Below are 24,482 nucleotides of genomic sequence, written 5' to 3'. Positions count from 1 at the left end.
CCCCTTTATTTTCCTTCTCTCTTATGCCCGCATGATTAGCGTAGCTGCGGAAGCTTGTCCTGCTCCATATAATGCAACTGACAGCCCTTCTGCGCATAGGTCTCATAATAAACTCTGCTGTTGCGATAGAACATCAGATCCTCCACATGGAAGCCGCCCATCAGGCTCAGCTTATCTACGCCGCTGGTGCGCCTCTCATGCACGCAGCCCAGCCTGTGGACGAGCGAGCCCTCCCCTTCCTTGAGCGCATACCGCACGAACTCGCTGCGGCCATCTCCGAACAGATATTGCTCCTCATAGCGATGCTCATGTGTATAGTCGAGCAACCGGATATTGATGGCTGCCTGCTCATCCAGCGTTCGCATCAGTCGGCCGAACAGCTCCTCCTTGGACAGCGCCTGACGATTGCTGTACTCGATCGATACATTCGCCCGGTCGAGCAGCTCCTCCTCGAAGGTGCGCGAGAACGGCGAAGCCCCCAGCACCTCCTTGCGGCAGATGATCATCAGCCGCTGTGCCAGCTTGCTAGCCCCCTCCTCTAACTGACGGCTAATGCCGCCCACATAGCGATCATCGAACCAGATTCCAGCGCCGCGACGGTTCTCCAGCTCCAGCATCACCTCTGCCGTTACCCGATCGTAATACTCGAAGATGTTCTGCCCGGTATAACGGTCGGTCCGCTCGATCGCAGCCAGCGCAGCCTCGCGGAAGGTGTCCGCCAGCCATTCCAGCTCGCGAACCTGAGCCTGGTATTGCTCATGCAGTTCCTCTATTGCTCCAGCAAGCATGCGGCAGACAGCAAGCTCCGTCTCCAGCTCCAGCAGCGACCAGGCGCGCTGATACACCTGCTCGAAGAACTGCCTCAGGAAGGCGCGCAGATTATGCTTATCCATCATGGGCAGCTTCTGAAAGCGCAGCTCCTCCACCTGTGTATACTTGTACTGCTCCCATTCATCCCGGAGCTGCTCTTGCTCACGCGCCATATCCCTCATACGTGTATGCAGCATATGCAGTACGCTATCCGCTCCGCCTTGCTCATCTGTCCAGGCTGCCAGTTGGACAAAGCTGATCTGCGGCCACTGCGCGAGCTGCCGCGCAAGCGCGCCCCTCAGCAGCTCCTGCGGCTGGAGCATAGTCAGCCGTTCACGCGCCGCTGCACGGAAATGCGTCTCGAAGAACCGCTCACAGCTATCTCCGAACAGCTCCTGCTCTGCCTCCCTCAGCGTCATGCGCCGAATGTGCTCATACTTGACGCCGCTGCGGGTCAGCAGCGCGTTCATATCGCCCACCTGCTCCCGCGGCGGCAGAAGCCGTCCGAGCAGCTCGGACAGCGAGAGCGGATCGACAGCGAAGAAGGCCAGGCGCTCGCGCGGCTCCGGCTCGTGCACCTGCTTCAGCCGCTGCATGAGCTGACGGGTGAAATGATAGAGCACCGTCAGCGCAATCGCCTCGTTAGGCCGGTTGACAACCGCCAGTCCAGCCGAGACCAGACCATACCTCCCCGAGTCCGCCAGCAGGCTGCTGCGGAACGCAGCATTGTTGTACACCGCGCCCTGCATCGCCTCAGCCGCTTCCTTCCGCTGTCTGTTCTTCAGCAGCATGATGTGGCTGATAATCGCATAATTGGTCTCCATGCCATTCCAGGCGGCGACGCCCTTCTCGTTGCGGTCCGACAGCATATAGACCAGATCGAACAGCGGCGAGGGTGGATGACTGACCGGGATGGACAATCCATCTCCTGTCACCCTAAGCTGCGCCGTATAGGTGTAGTCGGACTGCTGCATCGCCTCCACTTCACGCAGAAAGCTGACGCCAACCGCGCCAGCCATTGCATAGTGATCCGATTGCTCCCGTTCATTTAATAGCACGTACAGATCCTTCTGCACCGACTTGAATGATTGCATCAGAATCGACTCCGCGAGCAGGGCAATGTCCGGGACCAGCACATTAAGCGAATCATCAGCCCGCGTAATGACTGCCAGATGCAGACGGTCGAACGACACATACATTCGCCCATAGTCTGCGATGATGTCACCGACCCTCCGAAAAGCGCGGTTCAGCTCCGCCAGACAACTGCGCTCCTCATGGAACAGCCGTCCCAGCTCGCGGCGCATGCTATGGCTATCCTCCAGCGCTGGAGCGAGCCGTGCAAGCTGCACGCGAATAAGCGCTGCTTCCTGCTGCCTCCCCACGATCGCTGCCTGCGCCGCATTCTCCGTCATTCTCGGCTCCGCAGCGCTATACGCAGCAGCAGGTGCCCGCCCCCCTGGAGCGCTACCCCCGGCTTGAGCTTCCGCTGGGCTGTCTGATCCTGTACGCCGGACGAGCACAGAGCGTTCCTCCGCGCCGCCCGTGTCTGCGCGGCTGTGCTCCTCACGGATAGACCCTGCCGCCCCTTGCAGACCGCTTACGCCCACATGAAGGTAGACGACTCCCTCACTATTGTCCCATCTCTGGCGATGGGCAAGGATCATCGGCTCGATCGCCTCGGCAGCCAGATCACCGATGAACAGGAATACCGTCGGGTAATGGATGCTGCTCTGATCATCCCCGCGTCCGCTCTGCCGCTGCTCGGCCGCCGCATATTCGGCCGCATACCGTTCCAGCATCGCTCTCATCGCTATCTCAACCTTCTGAGGATGTCATGCAATCTGCTTGCCATCTCCCGATAGAATAAGTACATCTCCTCGCCTCTGGCCAGCTCGATCCGCTCGTACTCCAACCGCTCGCGGGCATCCAGGAACGAGCCATACAGCTCCTCCAGCTTCGCTACCAGCGGCGCAGTATCCTCCGCTGCGGTCAGATCGTTGACACGACGGGACGCCTTGCGGAGCAATGCCGCCCGCTGCTTGTCCTCCAGCCGCCCGAAGCTCTCGTACACCTCGAACTCCACGAAGCCGCCGCTCTTCATCAGATTGGCGAACGGCGACCATGGCTCCTCCTCCGGGTCGCGGTCATACACGTAGAGCGCCCCCTTCTTGGCAATGGTGCCCGTGTACAACGCCTCGATGAACTGATCCATCGCCCGCCCCTCGCTCTGATGAGCATCGAGCAGTTGCTCCAGCTCGCGCGCCTTCGACTCTATCGCCTCGTATGTGGCCAGCTCTTGGCGCACCCGCAGCAGCAGCTCCGGCGAGCGGATCAGGTTCTCCTTCGCCAGCTCCTCATTCAGACTGCCGAATATATCCTTCTCCCCGGCCTGTGGAAGCCCTTCAGCCAGCAGCCTGCGCAGCTCGGCCTGCGCGCGCTTCACCTCGCCCAGATTCGGCTTGCCGGTGGATGACTGCATCGCGTAGCCGGACAGCAGCTCCTCCAGTTGGAAGGGCTGTGTGAACCGTACAGAGTAGCGGCTGCTGGTCGTGTTATCCTGCCCCTTCTCCACGATGACGCCCAACGCCAGCGCCCGATCGAATTCGGCGCGTACCCGTGCGTTATAGGCCTGCACCCGCGCGTTCATGTACGTATCGCCCCAGGATTTCTCCGGGATCGGAGACGGCAGATAGGTCCAGTTCACCTTATCCGTCTGTACCAGATGGCGCCCGATGCCCTCCTTATCCAGAATCGTCCGCTCGTAGCTCTCCTCATATACCCGTAGCGGCGTGTAGACGAACAGAGGCACCCCGTTCTTCGTATTGAGCCAGAAGATCCGGTTCTTCACTTCGCTCTCCTTGATCGTGAAGTGCGATTTGCCCAGCGCATTGTTCTGGTAGTTGCGTATCCCCTTGAGGATGCTCGGCGCCTTGACGGGCACGGAGACGAAGCCCCACGATGGAAAGTGGAGGTTGCCCGAGCTGTTGCTCAGATGGAACACCGGGATGGCCTCCTCATCCAGCTTACTGGCAATCTGTCGTTCGACGAATTTCTCCACCGGCTCATCATTGCCATACTTGAGAACCAGAAACTCCTCCATCGACTTCGTGATCAGGTCGCCGAACTTCTCCGTCAGAAACTCCGAGATGGAGCCGATAATGTCGATCTCCTGCTCCTTCACCCATTGATTGGAACGGTTAAGCAGCTCTTGAGCGAAGTCGCGGATCAGATCGTCGCCATCCCGCTTGTCCATCATGCGAGTAATCATATCCGATATATCCGGCACGTTGACCAGATTCCAATAGTAGGTCTTGTTGCCGCGGTGATCGAGCTGTTCGTCTCCGCTCAGCAAGAGATCGCCATTCTTGGAGAAGATGCCGCTCAGCACATTCAAAATTTCAGTGAAGACCTTGTAGATGCGGTTGTTCTCATTATTGAGCAGCTCATACAGATCCTCATAGAATTCAATCATCTGCTCCATCCGCTCGACATCGGCATGCAGCCAGTATTCATTAATTTTGGCTTCGATATAGTAGTTTTTCTTCTTGTCCTTGGACACGAAGGCGCTCTTCGCATCGCCCATCCGCTCCTCCGCCTGCTCGCGAGCCGCTTCGATGTCGCGCGGCAGCCGCGTCTGGCTCTCGCGCAGCGTCTCGATGTAGGAGAGCAGCATCTTCAGCAGGCAGAAGCCCTTCTCGTTATAGAGCAGCCGCGACACATAGAACGGCCCCTGCTCTGGATGAAGGAACATGCGGCGAATCTGCTCGGTGAACTGCTGCACAATTTCGCCTGGGAGCTGCTTCTTCGCCTTGATATATTCCTCGCGCGCCCGTGTCAGAAAGCTCTGCTCCAGCTCGGTGTCCATATTGACAACCTGCAGCTTGATCACATTGGCGTAGCTCAGGCGCTCGCTGTTCTCATAGCCAGGCAGCGGCTCCGGCACCCGCGACTCGAAGTTTTTGACCATGGAATCCAGATCGACACCCAGCTTGCGGGCAAACTTCTCAACATCCTCCTGGCTCGGCTGCTTGGCGAACATCTTGTCCATCTTGTTGAACAGCCGATAAGCCAGATAGGTGGTCATCTCCTCAATCGGCAGCACTGCCGATGACGCTCCAATAATGTTGTAGTCATAATTCGCCGGGTAGAGCTTGTTCATCTGGGCGATGTTGGTCCGAATGTTGCTGATATAGTCATGAATGGCGAATTCCTCGCCCGACTGCTTATCCTCGCTCGCCATGAAGTTCGTAATGTTCTCCGCCGTGACATTCATGCAATAATCGTAGGCATTCTCCAGCAGCTTGCCCTCCGTATTGGTCGCGGAGATCAGATGGCATAGATTGAATGGCGGCAATGGCGAATTCACACTGAGAATGCTGCCGTACTGCTGCTTGAACCGATCGCCGCGGGCATCCACATTCATCCAGTAGTCCAGTTCCTTGAGCGCAGCATAGCCGTTCTTCTTGATATATTCGCGGGTATGCTCACTCAGGCTCTTGTTCGCCAGGTTAATATCCGGCGTGAACAGATAACCCAGGATATTGACCCGGTCAACGCCCCCCGCCCCATGATCACGCTCGATAATGCCGCGCACGATATAAGAGATGTCGAGGAAGCTGCCGCTCCCTGTTCCGCCTGACAAGCCGGTCAGCAGGAACACCATCAGCTTCTTGTTCGTGCCGACCGACAGCGTCTTGATCTTCTTGTCGATGCTCTGAACCACCTGATTGATCTTCGTGAACAGCAGCAGCCGTCCCGCCTGGCGCACACCTGCCGCGCCGTTCATGCCATCGGTAATCGACAGCTCCGGCGAGAGCCACTCTGTAATGTAAGGCTCCAGAATGCTGCGGTTTTGCAGTAGCCCTCCCACCTCAGGGTTAGACAGCAGCACGAATTCATTGATCGGATCGAGCCCGATGCCTTTGTATTTCTTGTTGCGATCCTGCTCATTCGTCTCGAACGCGAGAAATTCCACGTTATCGGGCTTGTCCCGCTTGCGTCTGGAAGCCGCGTCCTCCGGCAGGCGGAAGCGGCGGTTGATCTGGTATTTGAGACGCAGCAGCGCGTCGATGCCTGTGCCTCCCAGCCCGATGATCAGTATCGGATTGTCGATCGTATCGACCCTGATCTTTTCGCTGACGATGCCGCCTCCAAGCGATACATCCAATTGCTGTATATGCTCTCTGACGATTGGTTTCATCCTGCATCCCCCCGTGCTCGATTTATACGAGATATTCTACGAATATAGTTTTATCTACTTGTTGCAGTTGCACTGTTATGCGATCCCCGCTCTTGAGCTCCAGCCCCTTGCTCGCATCCAGCGCCCGGCCTGAGCGCTCGATGGCGCAGCCCGACTGATTAAGCAGCCGGATACGATCGCCGGGAGCCGGGTTGAATACGATCCGCTCCGTCTCCTTCAGCTCCGGCGCAAGCTGCACCATCTGATGCAGTGTCATCTTGCCCTTGTAGGCAGATAACCGCCGATATTGCGGCGTCGTGCGATCGCCTGTGTTCTCATCGCGAATCTCGATGACCAATTGGCCGACGAAGCCGCGGCGCGCCTGCTTCATATAGCGCCAGATGAACCAGGCGGCAGCCAGCAGCGCGACGAGCGCGCCTGCTCCGAGCAGTACGTTGACGAGCGGGAACGACGCCTCGGCTGCTCCGGCCGCGCCTGGCTTGGCGCTGACACGCACTGGAGCCGTCTCACGGTAGAAGCTCGACTCCTCCGCCCTGACAACCAGCTCATAATCATGCTCCTCAGGCAGCTTATAGCTCCCTTCGAACTGCTCTCCTGTATTGTCCAGCTCGATCTGCTCTGTATTCCCTGTATCCATATCTTTGACGAGCAGCATGGCCTTCATGTTGCGATATTGCTCCGCATCCTTAAGACGGCTGCCGCCGCTGACCAGATAGGCTTCGATGCCAACGGAGCCGCCCTTGTTGAGCACTGCCGACTTGAGTGGCGCCATCTCCAGCTCCAGGTCATAGTTAAAGACGAAATTAATGTCGATTTTGTCTCTGGGCACCCCTTTGACCTGCAGCTTCCACTCCCCCACAGCCGGGGTCAGCAGCTTGATCAGCGAGTAGCTGGCCGACTTGGAGAGCAGCGCATGATCAGACGGAATCGGCACCTCTGCCCCTGACGGATCGACCAGCCTCGCCTCGACAGGCTTCGACGACATAATCGAGATGTTTGCCTCCAGTACATTGGCGTTAGGCACCTTAACCGGAACCTCCTGATAGGAGCCATCTGCTGTGATCGAATCGACGGGGACAATATTCAGCTCCATATGGCTTGCGAAGATTTCGCTCAGGATTTGCGGGAGATCGTCTGCGGTATCCGTCGCGAAGCTCTTGGCCCCGGTTCTCTTCGCAATCGCCGCCAGCGCCTCCTTATTCAGCTTGCCGTCGGCATTCAGCCCGATCGTATAGACCGGAATCTGCTGCTGCTCGGCTATGGAGAGCGCCTGTTCCATATCCTGATCCGACTCGGCCTGGTTGCGCCCGGACTTGGGATTGAATTCATTGTTGCCGTCCGCGAGCAGGACGATCATCGGCTCATGGCCCGTATTCCCGCTATCCTGCAGGATTTGAACCGCCTCCTTCACTCCGACTGCAATATCCGTGTAGGAGCCGCGGTTCAATTGGTCGATGAAGCCCTTGAGATTGTCCTTGTCCTGAGCCGACCGGATCTCCAGCAGCGCCTTCTCGCGCTCAATCTGCTGCGAATAGGCAACGATGCCAACCCTGTCCCCTTGCGCAGACAGCATGTCGATGAACAGCTTCATCGCTTCATTGCCGATATTGTTCGGATCGCTGGTGCTCATCGAATGGCTGACATCAAGCACCAGCACCGCATCAAGCTTCGAGGATGAGCTGGCGGCTGTGGCCGTGTGGGGCCAGCACCCGACGATGAGCAGTACAGCCAGCAGCAGCAGTGTAGCTGATCGCAATCGCAGAAGCAGCGGGGCGACCCGCTCAGCGGCGGGGACATCTATTCGTTTGGGTGTTATTTTTGAAGTCATGGCACAGCTCCTTTTGTGAATAAAAACGGTATAATGGGCAGCATGAGCCGCATGGGTAGCGCCAGGCTGCATGCTTGTCACCCGGGACAACAGGCCGTAGCGCAGCAGTCATCAAGCATAGTATAAAGGTGAAACCTTATAAAAATCTTAGTTTTTTATAAAAATCTGTCACAGTTCGGCACATCCCGGCAATTTTCTTAGAGCAGACTCTTCAAAAGTCAGTCAGGCTGCCCGTTCCATGCCTTGCTTGTTCACCACGCTTTTGATGATGTTATACTGTTAGTATAACGGATCATTTTTTATAAATCACTTTCTTGCAAGAGAGGAACTTCCTATGGTTACATACGTATGTCTGGGACTATTGTTTCTTTTTGTCGTATCCAAGGCGATCGCTTATACCTATAGCAGCCGCCGCGCCCCCTCGGAGGACGAGGTGGAGAAGACTGTACTGTCGATACTGCGGAAGGGAGAGGGTGAGGGCGAGTGACTACGAAGATTCCCGTACAGATCAGACCATACGAACGAACGCGCTATGCGTATCAGAGGTTGAAAATATGCCGCCGCTGCGGAGAATTCACAGTGCTTGGCGATGAGGAATGCGCCGCGTGCGGCAAGCCTAGCCTGGTGCCGGTGGAGGAGCATGCCGAGGCACTGCGCCATCGCAAGGTGTGGAAGGAACGCATCCTTGCGCTCGTGCTGTGGGCGGCTGCGATCGCGCTGGGCAGAAGCGATCTCGAATGGGCTGCAGCCGGAGCCGGCGGACTGGTGCTGTTCATCCTGCTGGTCGTCCTGCAGAACAAACAATCCGAGGCGCAATACAGAATACAACTGCATCAACTATTTGCCGGTCATGAGGAAGCGCTGGTCGAAGGGTTGGCGATGGATCATGAAGCCGCTGTCGTCGTGTTCAAGGAAGGGGATAAGCCGCTCGCGTATGAGATGCTGCGGGAGGTTGGGCTGCTCGTCCACACCGAGCAACTGCGGATCGATCAGATCGTGCTGCTGCAATCCTTCATCCTGCGCAAGGATATGGATCTGATGCTTGAGCCGCTGCTGCTGCGCCGCTTCAGTCCTGATCTGGCCCAGTATATCGGAGAGATTGCCAAGATCAAGCGGGAGCTGCTGAAGGAACGAACCTTTCGCTATGTCCTCGTCCATGAGCTGCAGATATTGCGCATGCCGCAAGGCGAGAAGATTATGGCGCTGGTCACAGGGGCCGCGGTGCGTATGAAACGGTACGTGACGATGTATCCCCATCTTGTCATTCGCTATGCCCGCCTGCTGCCTAAGGAGCGCTTCCTCCGGCTCTGTCTGATTGTGCACAGCGATCCGCATCGCAACTGGGGTGAGGTTGGGGCAGAGGTATACCGAATCTATCAGGAGCAGTATCGGCATGACCCTGACTTCGACCGGATGAGCAGCATGAGCCATCTTGCCGCCGCCAGCCGCTACTAGCCGCGCCCCCCTGCCACTGCCCGTGGCCGAGCCTGGGACAGGCTGCTGCATCACGTTATTCACCTCAGCAAGGCTCAGCAACGCGATCCTGGGAGCAAGCGCAAACAGGAGCACGCTATCTTGCACCAAAGACCCCTCTTGATTGGTCTTGAGCTGCATTAGCGTGCTCCCGCTTGCTCATGTTATCTCTGCAATCTAGGATGCGTAGGCATCACAAGCCATGCGCTCGCGAAGCGATACCGATGCAGTACCGATGCGGCATGCTCGGCGATGCTCCCGTCTCGCCGACTCGCTTGGTCCTCTCCATCGCTCCGATGTGACACCCAAGCCGTAGCCAGCGCTCCGACTGTTGCCCTCCCTACTATCGCTGCACATACCGTGAAATATCGAGCTGCAGTCGATCCGCCAGCCGCTGTCCCAGCTCGGCATCTGCACGATAGAAGTTGCAGATGGCAAGCAGCTTCGTCTGCTCTGCCACCGGCTCCAGATCGGCGGAGAGATTATTCACGACCGCCTCCTGCTCCGCAGCCGTATAACGGCGCCATACCTGACCTGCCTGTCCAAAGTCATTGGTCTTGGCGAGCGTGCGCCGCTCCGCCTGCCCGTGCACCGGATAGCCTATGTCCTCATAAGCAGCATCTTCCTTAGGCGTATGCGTGTAGCGGTTCGGCTCATAATTAATATGCTCGTTCTGCTGCCGTATCGGCATGGCGCCATCGCGCTGGTTGTTGCTGACCTGGGCGAACGGGCAATTAATCGGCAGTTGCAAGTAGTTCGGCCCGATCCGGTAGCGCTGCGTATCCGAGTAAGAGAACAGCCGACCCTGCAGCAGCTTGTCCTCCGACGGCTCGATGCCAGGCACGACAACACCGGGATTAAAGCCTGATGACTCCGTCTCTGCGAAGACGTTATCCGGGTTGCGGTTCAAGGTCATCGTGCCAACGAGCTGGTAAGGAACATCCTCCTCGAACCAATCCTTGGTCGGATCGAGCGGATCAAAATCAAAACCGTCCATATCGGCCGGGTCAAGCACCTGCACATACAGCTCCCACTGTGGATAATCCCCGCGCTCGATGGCCTCATACAGATCACGGCTGGCATGGTTGAAGTCCTGTCCCTGAATCTGTGCCGCCTCCGCAGCAGACAGATTGTTAACCCCCTGCTTCGGCACCCATCTAAGCTTCGTATACACCCTGTTGCCATAAGCATTGATCCACTTGAATGCATGAACGCTGGAGCCGCGCATCTGGCGATAGTTCGCCGGTATCCCCTCATCCGAGAACAGATGCAACAGCATATTTGTCGATTCGGGCGTCAGCGACATGAAATCCCAGTAGCGGTCAGGATGTTGAATATTGGTGCGAGGATCGGGCTTGAGCGAATGCACCATATCCGGGAACTTCATCGCATCGCGTATGAAGAAGACCGGCAGGTTATTGCCTACAAAGTCGTAGTTGCCCTCCTCAGTATAGAACTTCACGGCGAAGCCGCGCGGGTCGCGCAGCGTCTCTGGCGAGTGCTGACCATGCACGACCGTCGAGAATCGGACAAATACCGGTGTTTCCTGGCCCTCCTCCTGCAGGAAATGCGCCTTGGTATACCGCTTCATGCTGTGAGCGACTGTGAAGATACCGTGAGCGCCTGCCCCGCGCGCATGAACGACCCGCTCCGGGACACGCTCCCGGTCAAAATGAGCCAGCTTCTCCAGCAGTTGATAATCCTCCAGCAAGGTGGGCCCTCTCTGACCTGCTGTGCGAGAGCTCTGGTTGTTGCCGATCGGCATGCCATGGTTAGTGGTCAAGCGATTCATTCCCACCACTCCTTTTATTGTTTATTAAATTATAATAATTCTAAATTAATAACTTATATCATATTATTTCAAATGGCGATAAAAATCAATAGAAATATATAGAGACAATCACTTCCATTCTGTGATACAAATGTAATCGCAAACAATGTATTTCGGAGGTGAATCTACCATGCGGCTCAGCAGACATCGCTTCAACACACTGCGCAATCAGATGCTATTCGGCTTTCTGTTTGTGATGCTGATCATTTTATCTCTGGTCGGCATGATCACGTTCGATTCCGTATCCCGCCTGTTGCAGGACAATACAGAGAAGCATGTGCAGCAGACGGCGATTCAGGCCAGCGGCAGACTCGAAGCGGTGCTGACACAGATCGATTCGCTCACGACACAGGTCGCCACGAGCGCCTATGTTCAGCAGGTGCTTCTCAATGAGTATAACGGCAAGATGGCAACCTTCTCCGAGCGTCAGGCTCTTGTCTCCAGCGTCAAGCTGGTGCAGGCCTACGCGGAGGGCGTACAGTCGGTGGAGCTATACAATGACCAGGGCAAGCGCCTCTTTCCGCTGGACGGTGACGGGCTGCTCAGTCGCGTCAGCAGTCCCTGGGTCGATACGGCGCGCAACAGCCGCGGGCGCATCGTCTGGATCGGACTCGATCCGAGCGACCCGGAGTCTGTGCTGTCCATCCGCAGCATCAGCTTGATCGATCACTGGTTCGAGCCGGGCGGGTTCCTGCTGGTGCGAATGAAACGGGACATCTTCAATATCAGCCATGCGGCTGGCGGCGAGGGCAGCCCGGAGACGATGCTTCTTGCCGGGCGCAATAACAGCCTGATTGCCACCAGCGATCCCACCTTCACCAATGCCAAGCTAATTGAACTGATGAACGCCAAGGGACCAGTCGTAACGCTGGGAGGCAAACAGTATATGCAGGTTAGACAGCAATCTGAGGTCACCGGCTGGACGTTGCTGCTGCTTACGCCAATCCATGAGATTACAGGCGGCATCTCGGTGCTGCGCACAGCGATCCTAGTATCGGCTGGCATCGGAACCATACTGTTCGCCTTATTGTCTTTTGCGCTATCTACCCTGATAACACGCCCGATCTTCAAGCTTATCAAGACGATGCGCAGCGCACGCCTGGGCGGTCTCAAGCCTGTATCACACATCTCCTCCACGATCGAGATTAATGAGCTGCACTACTCCTACAACCAGATGGTCGAGCACATGAACAATCTGATCGAGCTGGTCTACGAGAAGGAGCTGCTGCAGACGCGGACGGAGTTTAAGGCGCTGCAAGCGCAGATTCACCCGCATTTTCTATTCAACACACTGGAGGCGCTCTATTGGTCGCTACAGGAGAAGGGAGAGGAGAGCTTGGCGGAATACGTCGTCAAGATGGCGGATCTGTTCCGCTATACAATCTCCACTCCCGGTCAGGGAGAATGGGTGACGCTTAGCGAGGAGCTCCAGCATATCGAGCGCTACCTGGATATTATGAAGCTCCGGTTCGATGACCGGATCGCCTGGCGGCTGGATGTCCCTCCAGATTGCAGCAGCATCCGCCTCCCCAAGCTGCTCGTTCAGCCTCTGGTGGAGAATGCTGTTCTCCACGGGCTGGAGCGCAAGCTCGGCGCCGGGTTCATCGCGGTTACCGCACGTCGGGACGATGACCTGCTCCATATCACCGTTGAGGATGACGGCGGTGGCATGACAGAGGAACGGCTGCGAAGCATCGTCTCGGCACTGCATAGCAGCTCAGCCCTCTCCCCCGCTTCCTCGGGGGCGGGCATGGGATTATTGAATATTCAGCAGCGGGTGCTGCTGCATTTCGGCCAGGGCAAGCCGGAAGCTGTAGCTGGCTTGCGACTTGCCGCACGAGTTGGCGGCGGCACGATCGCAACCCTAGCCATACCATTAACCAGTAAAGGAGTGAAGCAGCATGCATGCGACAAAGACGATCCTGATCGTTGATGATGAGCCGCGTACACGGCGCGGGCTGAAAAATATGCTGGAGGCCTGGAGCGGAGGGCGCTGCAACTTCCGCACCGCTGAGAACGGGCAGGAGGGGCTGGAGATTATGAAGCGCGAGTCGGTACACCTGCTCATTACCGATATTCGCATGCCGGAGATTAGCGGGCTGGCGCTGGCCCGCGCAGTTGCCGACCAGGCGCTGCCTGTTCAGCCCTCGGTCATCCTCATCTCCGGCTATGCTGAATTCGAATACGCCCAGCAAGCGATTGTGCTGCGCGTTGTGAACTATCTGCTCAAGCCGGTGAGCAAGGAGAAGCTGATCGCGGCAGTCGAGCAGGCGCTGCAGGCGACAGAGGAGCGCAATCGTACCGTCAGACTGCAGCATATCGCAGACCTGAAGCTGCTGCACCACAGCGAGACGACCTCCCCCCTCAGTGAGCCGGTCAGAGAAGCGCTCGACTACATGGCACAGCATCTAAGCGAGCCGTTCGGGCTGCGCGAGGTCGCCGAGCATGTCCATCTCAACCCGAGCTACTTCAGCGTCTTGTTCAAGGAGCAACTGCAGATGACGTTCAGCGAGTATACGACTCGGATGAGGCTGCAGAAGGCCAAGGAGCTGCTGCTCCAGACGAATCTGCCGGTGACGGAGGTAGCCGAGCGGGTCGGATACCAGACCGCCAAATACTTCAGCAAGCTGTTCAAGGAGTATGAGGGGCACAGCCCCGGCCTGTACCGACACGAGGTCTGGAGTCAGAAGCCCGAGGTCTGATACGTCCCTGCAGAACGCTACGAATGAGGTATTCAGCAGCATAGCCTGCCGTCTACCCAAAAATAGTAGACAATGACCCAAACGCTGTACCCTTATCTGCCCTCAGCCATCAATGCTACACTACGTTGTAGACATGGAAAACGCATTCATTACCACTTCACACAGGCTGTGGGCAGTATCTTATGAAAAGGGGAGGAATACCTTCGATGACAAGAAGAACATGGGCAATATCCTTGATGATTGTAGCACTGACGGCCACAGCTCTAGGCTGTAGCGGCAACAGTGGCTCCAGCGGTCCAGGACCGGGCAAGCAAGATACCGCGGGCGGGACGAATAGCACGACACCGGCTGCCGAGGGGGGGACGAATAGCCCCAAGGAGGGCGAGAGCATCAAAATCAAGATGATGCATCTGTGGCCAGACGGCAGCAACTCGGCTCAGAACAAGCTGGCCAAACAGATTATCACAGATTATGAGAACGCCAACCCGAACGTCAAGATCGAGACCGAGGTGCTGGAGAACGAGCAATACAAAAACAAGCTCAAGGTGCTATCCGCCTCTAACAAGCTGCCGGATATCGGCTTTACCTGGGCAGCCGGCTTCCTGGAGCCATATGTGAAGGGCAATAAGTTCGCACCGCTCAATGATCTGCTGGAGAACGAGCTGAAGGATCAGTTCGTAGCCGGTACAACCGAGGCCTACGCGATGGACGGCAAAACCTATGCATTGCCTGTGGAGCTGAATATCGTCCCTGTCTATTACAACAAGGAGATTTTCGCCAAGCATAATCTGCAGCCGCCGCAAACCTATGATGAGCTGATGCAGGTCATCAGCACGCTGAATGCGAATAAGGTGACACCGATTGCGCTCGGCTCCAAGGATGCGTGGACAGGCTCCTTCTGGTACATGTATCTGGCCGATCGGATCGGCGGACCAGATGTGCAGGATCAAGCCGTCGCTGCGAGCAGCTTCAGTGATCCTAGCCTGCTGGCTGCCGCTCAGGCGGCTCAGGAGCTCGTGAAGAGCAATGCCTTCATCAAGGGCTATAACGGCCTGTCCAACGATGAAGCCAAGTCGGAGTTCATGAATGAAAAAGCGGCGATGTATGCTATGGGAACATGGGAAGTACCGAACTTTACAACCAACCCGGATATTCCCCAGGAATTCAAGGATAAGGTGGGCTTCTTCAAATTCCCGACCTATGAGGGCGGCAAGGGCAATGTGAACGATTGGGTAGGCGGCCCTGGCGTCGGATTATTCGTCTCCGAGGATTCCAAGGTGAAGGAAGAAGCTAAGAAGTTCGTCAGCTACTTTGTGAAGCAATGGGGCGAGCTGTCCGTCACTGAAGCTGGCATCATCCCGGCCACCAAGGTGGACACCTCGTCCATCAACCTGCCGCCGATGTTCATCGATCTGCTGAACGAACTGAACAGTGCGAATAAGGTCATCCTCTATCTGGATGTACAGATGAAGCCTGTCGCTTCGGAGGAGCATCATAACCTGGTGCAGGCGCTGCTAGGAAACGCCATCACACCAGAGGAGTTCATTCGCAAGCAAGAGGAAGTGCTGAAGGCCGGCAAATAGAGCGCTGCGCTAGATCACGCCGGAAGGAGATCCACCATGAACAAAGTCATGTCGAACCGATTCATTATCGCACTCTATACTCTGCCGGCCTTGCTGCTCATTGTGGCGCTGATCTATTTTCCGATTGTGCTAACCGGCTATTATGGCCTGATGGACTGGGACGCCGTCAGCAGCATGGTCTTCATCGGGCTCGATAACTATGTTGCCTTGCTCTCGGACAGCGCCTTCGGCAGCAGTGTATTCCATTCCTTCCTGTTCGCCCTGCTGTCCACCCTATGTCTGGCGCTCTACATGCTCGTTGCGCTGGTGCTGGCAGGGAAGGTGAAGGGAGCTAACCTGTTTCGCAAAATTTATCTGATTCCCATGCTGCTGTCCTCGGTCGCCATCGCCCAGCTCTGGCTGAAGATCTACCATCCGACCAACGGCATGCTGAACAATTTCCTGATCTCGATCGGCTTTGAGGACCCGCCGGCATGGCTGTCTGAGCCCAAGCTTGTGTTATGGGCGCTGTTCATCCCTATATTGTGGCAATATGCCGGGTTCTACATTCTGATCTACTACGCAGCACTCAAAAATATTCCCGAGTCGCTAATTGAGGCGGCGCGAATCGACGGCGCCGGGGCATGGCAGATCGCGCTGCGCATCAAGCTGCCGCTCATCACCGAGGTCGTCAAGGTGACGATCGTGCTGGCTGTTGTCGGATCGCTCAAATATTTTGACCTGATCTATGTCATGACAGACGGCGGCCCGAACGGAGCCAGTGAGGTAATGGCATCCTATATGTATCATAAGGCATTCCGCGGCTTCGACTTCGGGTATGCAAGTGCCATCGGCTTCTTCCTGCTTATTATCTGCATGGTGGCCACCTGGGCGATTCGCAAGGCGACCACCTCCAAAGAGACCATCCAATATTCCTGATACGTACAAGGAGGTGCCTTCGTGAAGCAATCCGGTTCTGCGGCAGCCCTGCCCGCCAGACAGACGAGTGTCCGCACGAATACGGGGCGGCTGGGGCGCAGCGTGCTGTACGTCGTGCTTACTGTGGGAGCAGCACTCCAATTAATCCCGCTCGTCTGGCTGCTCTTCTTCTCACTGAAGAACAATCAGGAGGTATTCAACATGCCTCCCCTCTCCCTGCCGACACAGCCGCGCTGGGAGAACTATGCCAATGTATGGTCGCAAGGCAATATTGATCGATATTTCATCAACAGCGTGCTGGTGACCGTCATAGCGGCGCTGCTGACGATCCTGCTGGCCAGCCTCGCAACATTTGCCATCACGCGGATGCGGTGGCGGCTGTCCAGCCTCGTGCTAGGGCTATTCATGATCGGACTGATGATTCCAGTACACTCGACACTAATTCCGCTGTTCAGCCTCTTCGAGAAGCTGAAGCTGGTGGACTCGCTGCTCAGCATCATGCTAACGTATACGGCCTTCAATCTGCCGATTACGATGATGATTCTGCTTGGCTTTTACTATGCATTGCCTGGCGAGGTGGAGGAGGCGGCGGTTATGGACGGCTGCTCGGTGCATCGCATGTTCCTGCAGATTGTGCTGCCGATGACCGTACCGGTGATTGTGACCGCCGGAATCATTAATATGATCTACAACTGGAATGAGTTCATCTTCGTTAACACCTTCATCAGCTCGGACAGCTTGAAGACGTTAACGGTCGGGGTGCAAAACTTCGTCGGCCAGTATACAACCGACTGGGGAGCGATCGGGGCTACACTCATGATCAGCATCCTGCCGATCCTGACGATCTTCCTGGTGCTTAGCAACAAGATTGTCGAAGGCATCGCAGCAGGATCGGTCAAAGGCTAGCGCCAGCATTTAAGCCGCACTTGCGAACAGCGCACGGAACGGGCATCATGCCATCCGTTGTTCGCAAGTGCGGCTTTTGTCATGCGGGTCATGCGGGTCATGCGCCCGCAGTTGCGAAGAGCAAGCCGTTCGCCGCAGCGTTAGCTGTCCTTGCGAGAGCCGTACAGCTCCTGCTCTGTCTGGTGCCATTCCCGCAGCATCATCCGGTAGAAGCTCCGTTCTTGTCCGCTCAGTCCATGCTTGTTATGCTTCAAGATCATGGAGCCAATCCTGCGCTTCAATATCTCGTTCCGTCTTCCCAGCAGCTCGTTGTAGGTCAAGCTCATCACCCTCCACATATGTGTCTGTTCTATGGTTCAACTGTGCTACTCCAGTATACCGAATCCATGCGCTGCCTGAAAAATCTGCTGCCGCGCCTTCCTCCCCGCTGTGATCGCCTCTCCCCGCAGTTGTGCTCCGTGTGCCGTTACGCTCTGACGGTTACGGCCGTTTTCTCCCATTTGCGCCGCTATTGGCGGCCTCATCATCGTCGAATGATCGCCCCCAAGAAATGTAACCGCTTTAGAATTTCTGGTGTCATGTTGGCAGTTGATCATTTGGAGCGACAGGACTATGATAGTATCACTGCACTGACTATACTTCATACAATTGGGTGAATGATATGGAAGCCAAATTTTGCATGCTCTGCGGAGCACCATTAGAAAACCGCTCCATCGGCGGAAGCCTGCGTGCAGCCTGCACGTCCTGCAGCTATGTGCACTGGGGAAATTACAGCATTGGCGTCGGGGCGCTGGTCATGAGGGAGGGGAAGCTGCTGCTTGTACGCCGGGCGCAGGAGCCCGGCAAAGGGAAATGGACCAATCCCGGCGGCTATATCGAGCAGTTGGAGCCGATCGAGCAGACGATCATCCGCGAGGTGCGGGAGGAGACACAGATTGAGACCCGTGTGCGCAGCGTCATCGCTGTGCGCGACCTGCCGCGCCCTATTCACAATATCTATCTGGCCTTTTCCATGGAATACTTGTCGGGCGAGCCTGTGCCGGATCAGACGGAGGTCGATGCTGCCGGCTTCTACAGCCTGGAGGAGATGGCGGAGATGGAGGTGGCTGACTTCACCCGATGGCTGGTAGAGGTCGCACTGAACCAGACGAAGGCCGGATTGCTCCAGGACGATGCGTCAGGACATCGCTTCTCGGGCTATGGTCTGTTCCGCGTGTAAGTGAGGCATAAGCATAGTGTGATGCATAAGCTTCCAGTCATACAGACGGCTGTCCGCCCATTCGAGCGTGACAGCCGTTATTCACAACGGTATGTCTTCAAACTCCGACGGGAGCAGATTTCGCCGAATTTTCGTTCCGGGCAAGGCACGTTCTCGCAGGCGTACCGGGGGGACGTCAAGAGAACGTAACGCAGCAAGGGGCGAAAAGGCGGTGAACGAATGCCCTTGAGCGGGTTTGACGACACGCCCTAGGAACAGGAGTCCCGCCAGGGCGAGTGTCTCACCGTTACCGATTGCGCCATAGCCGCAATCCGAGCGCGATCAACTCGGCCACCCCTCCGATAATCAAGCCAGCGGCAACCGCTTCGAAGAAGGCCAGCAGGCTGACCAGATCCTCCCAGCCGTTCATATCACGTACATAGAACACCATGAGCATCAGCCCTCCCAAGGTGCCCGCAACAGTAAAGCCCCATAGCCATCTGGCTCCTAGCCAGCCACATACCCCGCTGATCAGCCCCAGAACGGCGCTTAACAGCAGAAAGCGCAATGCATGCGGCCAGGTCCATGCTTGCCCGTACAAGCCAAAACGAATGAGCCACAGCAGCCCTGTGACGGCCAATACCGTCACCACAGTCCACCAGAACCACTTGCCGCTTTTGGCTGCTGGAATCCAGTTCATGTCGTTCCCTCCCTGTCTTCGTATCTGTCTATCGTAATGTGCGTATCTTCGATTGTAAAATAATTTGGCTCTCGTTACAAACAGGTGCTGCATTATCTTCAATAATTCTCACCCCCGCAGCAGTAAGAGCCTTAGCGATAGAACGCTTTCAAGCACAACGTGCCGCAAACCACTGAAGGATGTTGTCTGCACGGGCTTTAATTGACAATGATTATTAATATTAATTATAATCGCGAATATAGAGTGTGTATGGGTACAGAGCAAGGGAGTGAGCCATCATAGGAAAAGAGAGTCACAGACCACATGATGCGATACACAGGCATCTTGCCGAGACCATCAATATATGGACACAATCATCAGTTGTGCTGTTGGATGTACGCTATCAAATCGTCAGCAGTAAGACCCCCATCTTCAATTACCGCATGCCAAGCAGCATGTTCTTATTCTCCTATAACGGTTCTGCGGAGGTTTGTCTGGATGACAATGTGTTCAGCGTAGAGCGGTTTGGGATATTCCATGGTGGGAAGGGGAGTTGTCTGTCCATTCGCCCTAACGAAGGAGAAGTGAATTTTTATACTATCTACTATAAGACGGAAGAACCTCCCTTCTATAAAGAGGAATTAATACAACTTCTTTCCGTCGTCAACCCGTTCCAGGAGCTGTATGGTTTTTCACCAAGAAATCCATTGTTGTTCTTGGAGCAACTCAAAAAACTTCATCATCGCTGGAATGGCGGCTCGCTATTGAACTCATTATATGGCAGGGCGGCTTTGTTGCAATGGGTATGCGCGATTTATGAAGAACTGACCCATAGCGGGACTCAGGAATTGCAGCCGGATACAGTATCTCTGGTCAAACTTTATCTCGACGAGCATTATCATGAGATGATTTCGCTTCAGGATCTCGCCGAAAGATTTCATATTAGTTCCGGTCATTTAACCCGTTTATTCAAAAAACAGTTGCAAGTTGGTCCCCAGGAATACGTAATTAGAAGACGAGTTGAGGCGGCGCGAAGGCAGTTGCTTGACACTGACGCCACGCTGAGAGAAATAGCCTGGAGCTGTGGATTCTCGGATGAATTCCACCTGATTAAAATGTTTAAAAGCTGCTATGGTGTGACCCCAGGGCGATTTCAGGAAAATGAGTTCAATCCGTTTGTCCGATGCTGCCATGGGTAAAGTTGCCCACTTCCCTTATGCTAGTAGAGAGCTAGCTGGACTAGATTTAACAACAAAAGGGGAGTATACCGTGATTGGAGCCAATAAAGGAAACTTCATTCTTTCAGCCGCCTTATGTCTCATGCTATTGCTGTCGGCCTGTTCGGCACCGGCACCGTCGACAGGCGGAGCCAATGCGGCAAATTCTGTGCCGACGCAAGGGGCAGACTCGCAGCAAGCTATCGCAGCAACAAGAGAGTTTCAGCAGGATGGACAATCGACGGTTGTCCCGGCAGAGCCGCAACGCATCATTGCAGATTGGTTCTACGGAGAACTGCTGGCGCTTGGCATTCGACCCATTGGCTATCCCGACTATTTGCTCAAAGAATATCCTTTCGCTGATCCAGATGGAACCGTAGGACTAGGAGAGTCGATTGAGCAAATCATTGAGCTGAAGCCAGATCTCATTATTTCAACGTGGGCGGAGAGCTATGAACAATTTTCCAAAATTGCTCCATCCGTCTTGTTGAAATCAAAGGACGGGGTCATTAACAAAATGCAGGTACTAGGTGAACTTGTGAATAAACAGGAGGAAGCGGAAAACTGGATTCGCTCCTTCAAGCAGAATCTTGAGACATCAAGACAGCGCCTTGCAAAGGATATCGCTCCCGGCACCACCGTTACCATTCTCGGCGTTTTTAAGAAGGACTTGAGGCTCTACGGATTCCATAATATGGGCGGAGAAGTGCTGTACAATCTGCTACAAATGGAGCCTCCTCAACGGGTGAAGGAAATGTTCGAGCAAAGTGATGCATGGAATCAATCCATTTCATTCGAAATGCTAGAGGAAATTGCCGGGTCGCATATCATTCTGACCGTATATGATCCGGAAAACTCGGGACGTGAGACGATTGAGCAACTGGAGCAGAGTGAACTATGGAAAAATCTTGATGCTGTTAAAAACGGTCGTGTTCACAAGATAGACTACTATGATCTGTTTTTTGACGATCCCATCGCCATTGAGCACCAGATTGAAATGTTGACCAATCTGATTCTGCAATAGCTTGGGGGGAGTGAGCTCCTCTTCCCCTTCCTGCTGCTGGCAGCTCATTATACTCGCCGCTACACATTATTCTCCCAAGCTTGGGTTACTCTAAAGACAAGTTTGAAACAGGGGGAATAACTGCTGTGGAGATATGGAAGGATTTCGGAATTGTCGCCATCCGCTCAGTTACGTTGTTTCCATTGCTGCTGGCGACCACGTTGTTTATGGGGAGGCGTTCCATTGGCGAGCTGCCCGTGTTTGATTTTCTCATTATCTTGTCGCTCGGCTCGGTCGTAGGCGCAGATATTGCCGATCCGGACATCCGGCATCTGCCGACCGCATTCGCTATCGTCTTTATAGGACTACTGCAGAAAACGGTCGCCGTCCTGGTTGTTCGATACCGCAAGTTTGGACGACTGATTACGTTCGAGCCAACCGTTATGATCTACAAGGGGAAATTGGTTGCCAAGCATCTGAGGAAATACAAATATTCCATCGATAACATCCTGCAAATGCTGCGCGAGCAGGAGATATTCGATGTCGCCTCTGTCCATCTGGCCGTGCTGGAGGCCAATGGCAAGCTAAGCGTGCTGAAGACGGGAAGCACAATGCCGGTGACGGCGCCACAGCTTGGCCTTGCGCCGCAACAGCCCGAGACCGCTTACCCGGTCATTATTGAAGGCAAGCTGCAATACGATACGCTGCAACAACTGCATATCAGCGAGCAGCAGCTCTATGAACAGCTAAGACAGCGCGGCGTGCTGGCGCAGGACGTCTTCCTCGCCGTCTGTCAGGATATAAGCAGCCTGAACATCACACTCTGCGAGGAATCAGTTGAGCTGCCGCCAGTAAAGCATTAGCGCAGTCGGGACACCCTGGAACAGACGAGCCGAACTATTTTCGGTCATAGTCCGCCTTGATCTCGCCCCATGCCTTCGTCTGCCATTTGAGCACCTTATTGTCATAAGTATGGGTGCGCAGCCATTCCTCTGCCCTCTGAACCAACTCCCATACTTGACGGGTGGACTCGTCCTTCACCAGTGTCGTCGATACCTTCTTCTCCCGCACCCACTTGAGAGCGTTGAGCGAGTCGCTGTATACGGTTTTGCTGCTGCCCTGCTCCTTCAAGTAAGCAAGTGCATGCACAATCGCCAGAAATTCGCCGAGGTTATTCGTACCCTTGCCGATGCTCTCGTTGGAGAATAGCACCTTCCCGGTGCGGGTATCCACTCCGCGGTATTCGATCGGGCCGGGATTGCCATGCGTACCTACGTCAACCGAGATACTGTCATAGTCGATCTCTCCGATCGCTGCCACCGTGCCGCGGCTGCTCCGCCGAGTCATTCCCGTCCCTGACACTGGCTTCTTCCCTGCCGCCCCTTCTGCGCCACTTGCCCCTCCTGAGCCTTGCCCCCAATGCTTCTGCCAGCCATCACGGAAGGCCGCCTCGGCTGCCGCCTTCGATTCGTAGGACTTGAACTTGGCGCCCGCGACGCCAGAGGTGTTGCGCTGACATTCCGCCCATGTCGCGTATACGCCAGGTTTTTTACCCGCCCAGACGACATAATATTTCGCCATTTCTCATTACCAGCTTTCTATTGTTTTGTCGCCATTCTAGCATTAATCATCGGTTCGTTTCAATGCCTCCCTTCAGCACCTGCACCACCCATGACCGAACTCGGATGGACAGTTCCAGTGTGAACTCTATATAATGCAACTAATGGATAGGAAGAACTGTCCTCCGCTGTTCGCAATGTTCGGCGGAACAGATCTACACAGCAAGGAGAGGAATAGGAAAAATGTCTTTTGCCGTACAGAGCATCATTGAACGTTGGACACAGCAGGAAGGATCCGCCCCGAGCACGGTAGACGGCCTGATCGCCGGACACCCGGATATGAGCATTACCGGAGTAGCCGTCACCTTCATGGCTACCCATCATGTGCTGGAGCAAGCCGTAGCTCAAGGGCTGAATATGATCATTACCCATGAAGGGCTGTATTACAGCCACCACCATCCCAATTCGTGGCTGGACGAGAACGACCCCATCGCTGTAGAGAAGCAGCGCTTCATCGAGCAGCATCAACTGTCTATATACCGCTACCATGACCATTGCCATCAGGTCGAGCCTGACTTGATCACAGAAGGACTGGTGCGCAGCCTTGGCTGGGAGCAGCAGGTGCAGCATATTTTCAAGGAGGCAACGACGGTGGAGCTGCCGGGCGACAGGAGTGTAGTAGACATCGCTAGCCATATTAAGCAGCGGCTTGGTCTACCCTATGTGCGTGTGGCCGGAGACGCGAGGTTGAACTGCCGCCGAATCGGGCTGACGGTGGGCTATCGGGGTGGCGGTCTCAATGGTGTAACGCTGCTGCAGCAGCAAGGGGTGGATCTGATCATTGCCGGCGAAGGGCCGGAATGGGAGACGCCCGAGTATGTGCGTGATGCCGTTAGCCAAGGCAGCCGCAAAGCGCTTATCATGATCGGGCACGCCCCGAGCGAGGAGCCGGGTATGCGACTGTTTGCCGAACGGCTGCAGCAACAGCTCCCTGAGCTTCCCGTGCGCTTCCTGGCTACAGAACCGCTGTATCATATCGTGTAACGTTCTTGAGCTGGCCGCATGTATGTAGACCGCCCTCACTCCCGTCAGGCTGCACAGGACTCAGGGGCGGCTGTGCGCTAGATCACAGCCAAAGTTGCAATAATGATGTATACTTGAAGCATTAAGGCACAGGATAACTGTCACAGGACAGTTCAGGCGCTCTGCCTCAGGCACCGCAGCAGCCTGGGCAAACCAATGAACATGCAAGGCAAGGAGGGATCACCCATGAGAAAAGAACATACCGTTTATTTCAAGGTTATGCGCAATGGCGAAACAAAACGGCTCAGAGGCTTGATCTATTTGGAGGAAGGAACGGAGCCGACTGCTCAGGACTTCGAGCAATGCCTGAAGGATTGCGGGCATGAGGTACAGTTGATTGATCCAGAGCATTTCATATATAGGGCTTACCAGGACGGCGAGGAATATCTGATCGATGTGCTGGAGGACTATAGACCGAACACTCGTGATCGCAATACCGAGAATCTTGCCAAAACCTTCATGAAGACAGACCCTATGCTGTAGGTGCCATTA

At 55.4% G+C, this 24,482-nt stretch carries 21 protein-coding genes; 13 read left to right on the top strand and 8 right to left on the bottom strand.

All coding sequences use genetic code 11. The features are described from left to right. Positions 1-35: 35 nt before the first annotated feature. From ACY1JZ_RS17330 to ACY1JZ_RS17320, 3 genes are read right to left on the bottom strand one after another with little or no spacing between them, the layout of a single operon-like run. Complete coding sequence (locus tag ACY1JZ_RS17330; protein WP_462630288.1) at positions 36-2,618, bottom strand: transcription initiation factor TFIID; 2,583 nt, start codon at positions 2,616-2,618, stop codon at positions 36-38. Positions 2,619-2,620: 2 nt separating this feature from the next. Beyond that, positions 2,621-6,010 (bottom strand): tubulin-like doman-containing protein, encoded by a 3,390-nt coding sequence (locus ACY1JZ_RS17325; protein ID WP_462630287.1) that lies wholly within the window; start codon positions 6,008-6,010, stop codon positions 2,621-2,623. Positions 6,011-6,032: 22 nt separating this feature from the next. Continuing rightward, entirely contained in the window at positions 6,033-7,838 is a 1,806-nt protein-coding gene (locus tag ACY1JZ_RS17320) for a vWA domain-containing protein (protein WP_270167738.1), read from the bottom strand. Between the two features lie 334 nt (positions 7,839-8,172). Between ACY1JZ_RS17320 and ACY1JZ_RS17315 the strand changes: the two genes are divergently transcribed. Both ACY1JZ_RS17315 and ACY1JZ_RS17310 read left to right on the top strand, forming a co-directional pair. Next, the gene (locus ACY1JZ_RS17315; RefSeq protein ID WP_462630285.1) at positions 8,173-8,325 is read left to right on the top strand and encodes a hypothetical protein; all 153 of its coding nucleotides are present in this window, start codon (positions 8,173-8,175) and stop codon (positions 8,323-8,325) included. After that, entirely contained in the window at positions 8,322-9,293 is a 972-nt protein-coding gene (locus ACY1JZ_RS17310; protein ID WP_462630284.1) for a hypothetical protein, read from the top strand. Before ACY1JZ_RS17315 ends, ACY1JZ_RS17310 begins: the two co-directional genes overlap by 4 nt. A 361-nt stretch (positions 9,294-9,654) precedes the next feature. Here the strand turns inward: ACY1JZ_RS17310 and ACY1JZ_RS17305 are convergent, their stop codons facing one another. Beyond that, entirely contained in the window at positions 9,655-11,103 is a 1,449-nt protein-coding gene (locus tag ACY1JZ_RS17305; protein ID WP_462630283.1) for a catalase, read from the bottom strand. Positions 11,104-11,272: 169 nt separating this feature from the next. Between ACY1JZ_RS17305 and ACY1JZ_RS17300 the strand changes: the two genes are divergently transcribed. The 5 genes from ACY1JZ_RS17300 to ACY1JZ_RS17280 all read left to right on the top strand — a co-directional run bounded on the left by ACY1JZ_RS17300 (position 11,273) and on the right by ACY1JZ_RS17280 (position 17,251). After that, positions 11,273-13,075, top strand: coding sequence for a cache domain-containing sensor histidine kinase (locus ACY1JZ_RS17300; protein WP_270167733.1), 1,803 nt, complete (start codon positions 11,273-11,275; stop codon positions 13,073-13,075). Beyond that, the gene (locus ACY1JZ_RS17295) at positions 13,044-13,844 is read left to right on the top strand and encodes a response regulator (RefSeq protein ID WP_270167731.1); all 801 of its coding nucleotides are present in this window, start codon (positions 13,044-13,046) and stop codon (positions 13,842-13,844) included. Before ACY1JZ_RS17300 ends, ACY1JZ_RS17295 begins: the two co-directional genes overlap by 32 nt. A gap of 206 nt (positions 13,845-14,050) precedes the next feature. Then, positions 14,051-15,427, top strand: a complete 1,377-nt coding sequence (locus ACY1JZ_RS17290; protein ID WP_270167729.1) for an extracellular solute-binding protein — start codon at positions 14,051-14,053, stop codon at positions 15,425-15,427. 36 nt (positions 15,428-15,463) lie between these two features. Beyond that, positions 15,464-16,345: a carbohydrate ABC transporter permease gene (locus ACY1JZ_RS17285; protein WP_462630282.1), complete on the top strand. Its 882-nt coding sequence runs from the start codon at positions 15,464-15,466 to the stop codon at positions 16,343-16,345. Positions 16,346-16,393: 48 nt separating this feature from the next. Continuing rightward, positions 16,394-17,251 (top strand): carbohydrate ABC transporter permease, encoded by an 858-nt coding sequence (locus ACY1JZ_RS17280; RefSeq protein ID WP_270172751.1) that lies wholly within the window; start codon positions 16,394-16,396, stop codon positions 17,249-17,251. Between the two features lie 140 nt (positions 17,252-17,391). On the opposite strand, the gene ACY1JZ_RS17275 is transcribed toward ACY1JZ_RS17280, so the two are convergent. Together ACY1JZ_RS17275 and ACY1JZ_RS17270 are read right to left on the bottom strand one after the other, a co-directional pair. Then, entirely contained in the window at positions 17,392-17,571 is a 180-nt protein-coding gene (locus ACY1JZ_RS17275; RefSeq protein WP_462630281.1) for a hypothetical protein, read from the bottom strand. Positions 17,572-17,616: 45 nt separating this feature from the next. Further along, complete coding sequence (locus ACY1JZ_RS17270) at positions 17,617-17,778, bottom strand: hypothetical protein (protein WP_462630280.1); 162 nt, start codon at positions 17,776-17,778, stop codon at positions 17,617-17,619. Positions 17,779-17,912: 134 nt separating this feature from the next. Between ACY1JZ_RS17270 and ACY1JZ_RS17265 the strand changes: the two genes are divergently transcribed. Continuing rightward, positions 17,913-18,470: an NUDIX hydrolase gene (locus tag ACY1JZ_RS17265; RefSeq protein WP_270167723.1), complete on the top strand. Its 558-nt coding sequence runs from the start codon at positions 17,913-17,915 to the stop codon at positions 18,468-18,470. Positions 18,471-18,756: 286 nt separating this feature from the next. On the opposite strand, the gene ACY1JZ_RS17260 is transcribed toward ACY1JZ_RS17265, so the two are convergent. Further along, positions 18,757-19,149 carry a hypothetical protein gene (locus ACY1JZ_RS17260; RefSeq protein WP_270167722.1) on the bottom strand — a complete coding sequence of 131 codons (393 nt, stop codon included), beginning with the start codon at positions 19,147-19,149 and terminating at the stop codon, positions 18,757-18,759. A gap of 368 nt (positions 19,150-19,517) precedes the next feature. Here ACY1JZ_RS17260 and ACY1JZ_RS17255 point away from each other — a divergent pair, with 368 nt between their 5' ends. From ACY1JZ_RS17255 to ACY1JZ_RS17245, 3 genes are all read left to right on the top strand, one after another. Then, the gene (locus tag ACY1JZ_RS17255) at positions 19,518-20,327 is read left to right on the top strand and encodes a helix-turn-helix domain-containing protein (RefSeq protein ID WP_462630278.1); all 810 of its coding nucleotides are present in this window, start codon (positions 19,518-19,520) and stop codon (positions 20,325-20,327) included. Beyond that, positions 20,290-21,369, top strand: a complete 1,080-nt coding sequence (locus ACY1JZ_RS17250; protein WP_462630276.1) for an ABC transporter substrate-binding protein — start codon at positions 20,290-20,292, stop codon at positions 21,367-21,369. Before ACY1JZ_RS17255 ends, ACY1JZ_RS17250 begins: the two co-directional genes overlap by 38 nt. Before the next feature lie 125 nt (positions 21,370-21,494). Beyond that, positions 21,495-22,211: a DUF421 domain-containing protein gene (locus tag ACY1JZ_RS17245; RefSeq protein ID WP_462630274.1), complete on the top strand. Its 717-nt coding sequence runs from the start codon at positions 21,495-21,497 to the stop codon at positions 22,209-22,211. A gap of 34 nt (positions 22,212-22,245) precedes the next feature. Here ACY1JZ_RS17245 and rnhA read toward each other — a convergent pair whose 3' ends face one another. Then, positions 22,246-22,929 (bottom strand): ribonuclease H, encoded by a 684-nt coding sequence (rnhA, locus tag ACY1JZ_RS17240; protein WP_270167718.1) that lies wholly within the window; start codon positions 22,927-22,929, stop codon positions 22,246-22,248. A gap of 221 nt (positions 22,930-23,150) precedes the next feature. On the opposite strand from rnhA, the gene ACY1JZ_RS17235 reads away from it, so the two are divergent. Next, a complete protein-coding gene (locus ACY1JZ_RS17235) occupies positions 23,151-23,951 on the top strand; it encodes a Nif3-like dinuclear metal center hexameric protein (protein ID WP_462630272.1) in 801 nt (266 codons plus the stop codon). 225 nt (positions 23,952-24,176) lie between these two features. Beyond that, a complete protein-coding gene (locus ACY1JZ_RS17230) occupies positions 24,177-24,473 on the top strand; it encodes a hypothetical protein (protein ID WP_270167714.1) in 297 nt (98 codons plus the stop codon). Positions 24,474-24,482: the final 9 nt, after the last annotated feature.

This window comes from Paenibacillus sp. J5 (assembly GCF_054955055.1).
This window is presented reverse-complemented; position numbering and strand designations above follow the sequence as displayed.

Coding starts and splice junctions, on each gene's coding strand:
- ACY1JZ_RS17330 (WP_462630288.1), bottom strand. CDS start 2,618: ATGAGAGCGATGCTGGAACGGTATGCGGCCGAATATGCGGCGGCCGAG.
- ACY1JZ_RS17325 (WP_462630287.1), bottom strand. CDS start 6,010: ATGAAACCAATCGTCAGAGAGCATATACAGCAATTGGATGTATCGCTT.
- ACY1JZ_RS17320 (WP_270167738.1), bottom strand. CDS start 7,838: ATGACTTCAAAAATAACACCCAAACGAATAGATGTCCCCGCCGCTGAG.
- ACY1JZ_RS17315 (WP_462630285.1), top strand. CDS start 8,173: ATGGTTACATACGTATGTCTGGGACTATTGTTTCTTTTTGTCGTATCC.
- ACY1JZ_RS17305 (WP_462630283.1), bottom strand. CDS start 11,103: ATGAATCGCTTGACCACTAACCATGGCATGCCGATCGGCAACAACCAG.
- ACY1JZ_RS17300 (WP_270167733.1), top strand. CDS start 11,273: ATGCGGCTCAGCAGACATCGCTTCAACACACTGCGCAATCAGATGCTA.
- ACY1JZ_RS17295 (WP_270167731.1), top strand. CDS start 13,044: ATGCATGCGACAAAGACGATCCTGATCGTTGATGATGAGCCGCGTACA.
- ACY1JZ_RS17290 (WP_270167729.1), top strand. CDS start 14,051: ATGACAAGAAGAACATGGGCAATATCCTTGATGATTGTAGCACTGACG.
- ACY1JZ_RS17285 (WP_462630282.1), top strand. CDS start 15,464: ATGAACAAAGTCATGTCGAACCGATTCATTATCGCACTCTATACTCTG.
- ACY1JZ_RS17270 (WP_462630280.1), bottom strand. CDS start 17,778: ATGATGAGGCCGCCAATAGCGGCGCAAATGGGAGAAAACGGCCGTAAC.
- ACY1JZ_RS17265 (WP_270167723.1), top strand. CDS start 17,913: ATGGAAGCCAAATTTTGCATGCTCTGCGGAGCACCATTAGAAAACCGC.
- ACY1JZ_RS17260 (WP_270167722.1), bottom strand. CDS start 19,149: ATGAACTGGATTCCAGCAGCCAAAAGCGGCAAGTGGTTCTGGTGGACT.
- ACY1JZ_RS17250 (WP_462630276.1), top strand. CDS start 20,290: ATGAGTTCAATCCGTTTGTCCGATGCTGCCATGGGTAAAGTTGCCCAC.
- rnhA (WP_270167718.1), bottom strand. CDS start 22,929: ATGGCGAAATATTATGTCGTCTGGGCGGGTAAAAAACCTGGCGTATAC.
- ACY1JZ_RS17235 (WP_462630272.1), top strand. CDS start 23,151: ATGTCTTTTGCCGTACAGAGCATCATTGAACGTTGGACACAGCAGGAA.
- ACY1JZ_RS17230 (WP_270167714.1), top strand. CDS start 24,177: ATGAGAAAAGAACATACCGTTTATTTCAAGGTTATGCGCAATGGCGAA.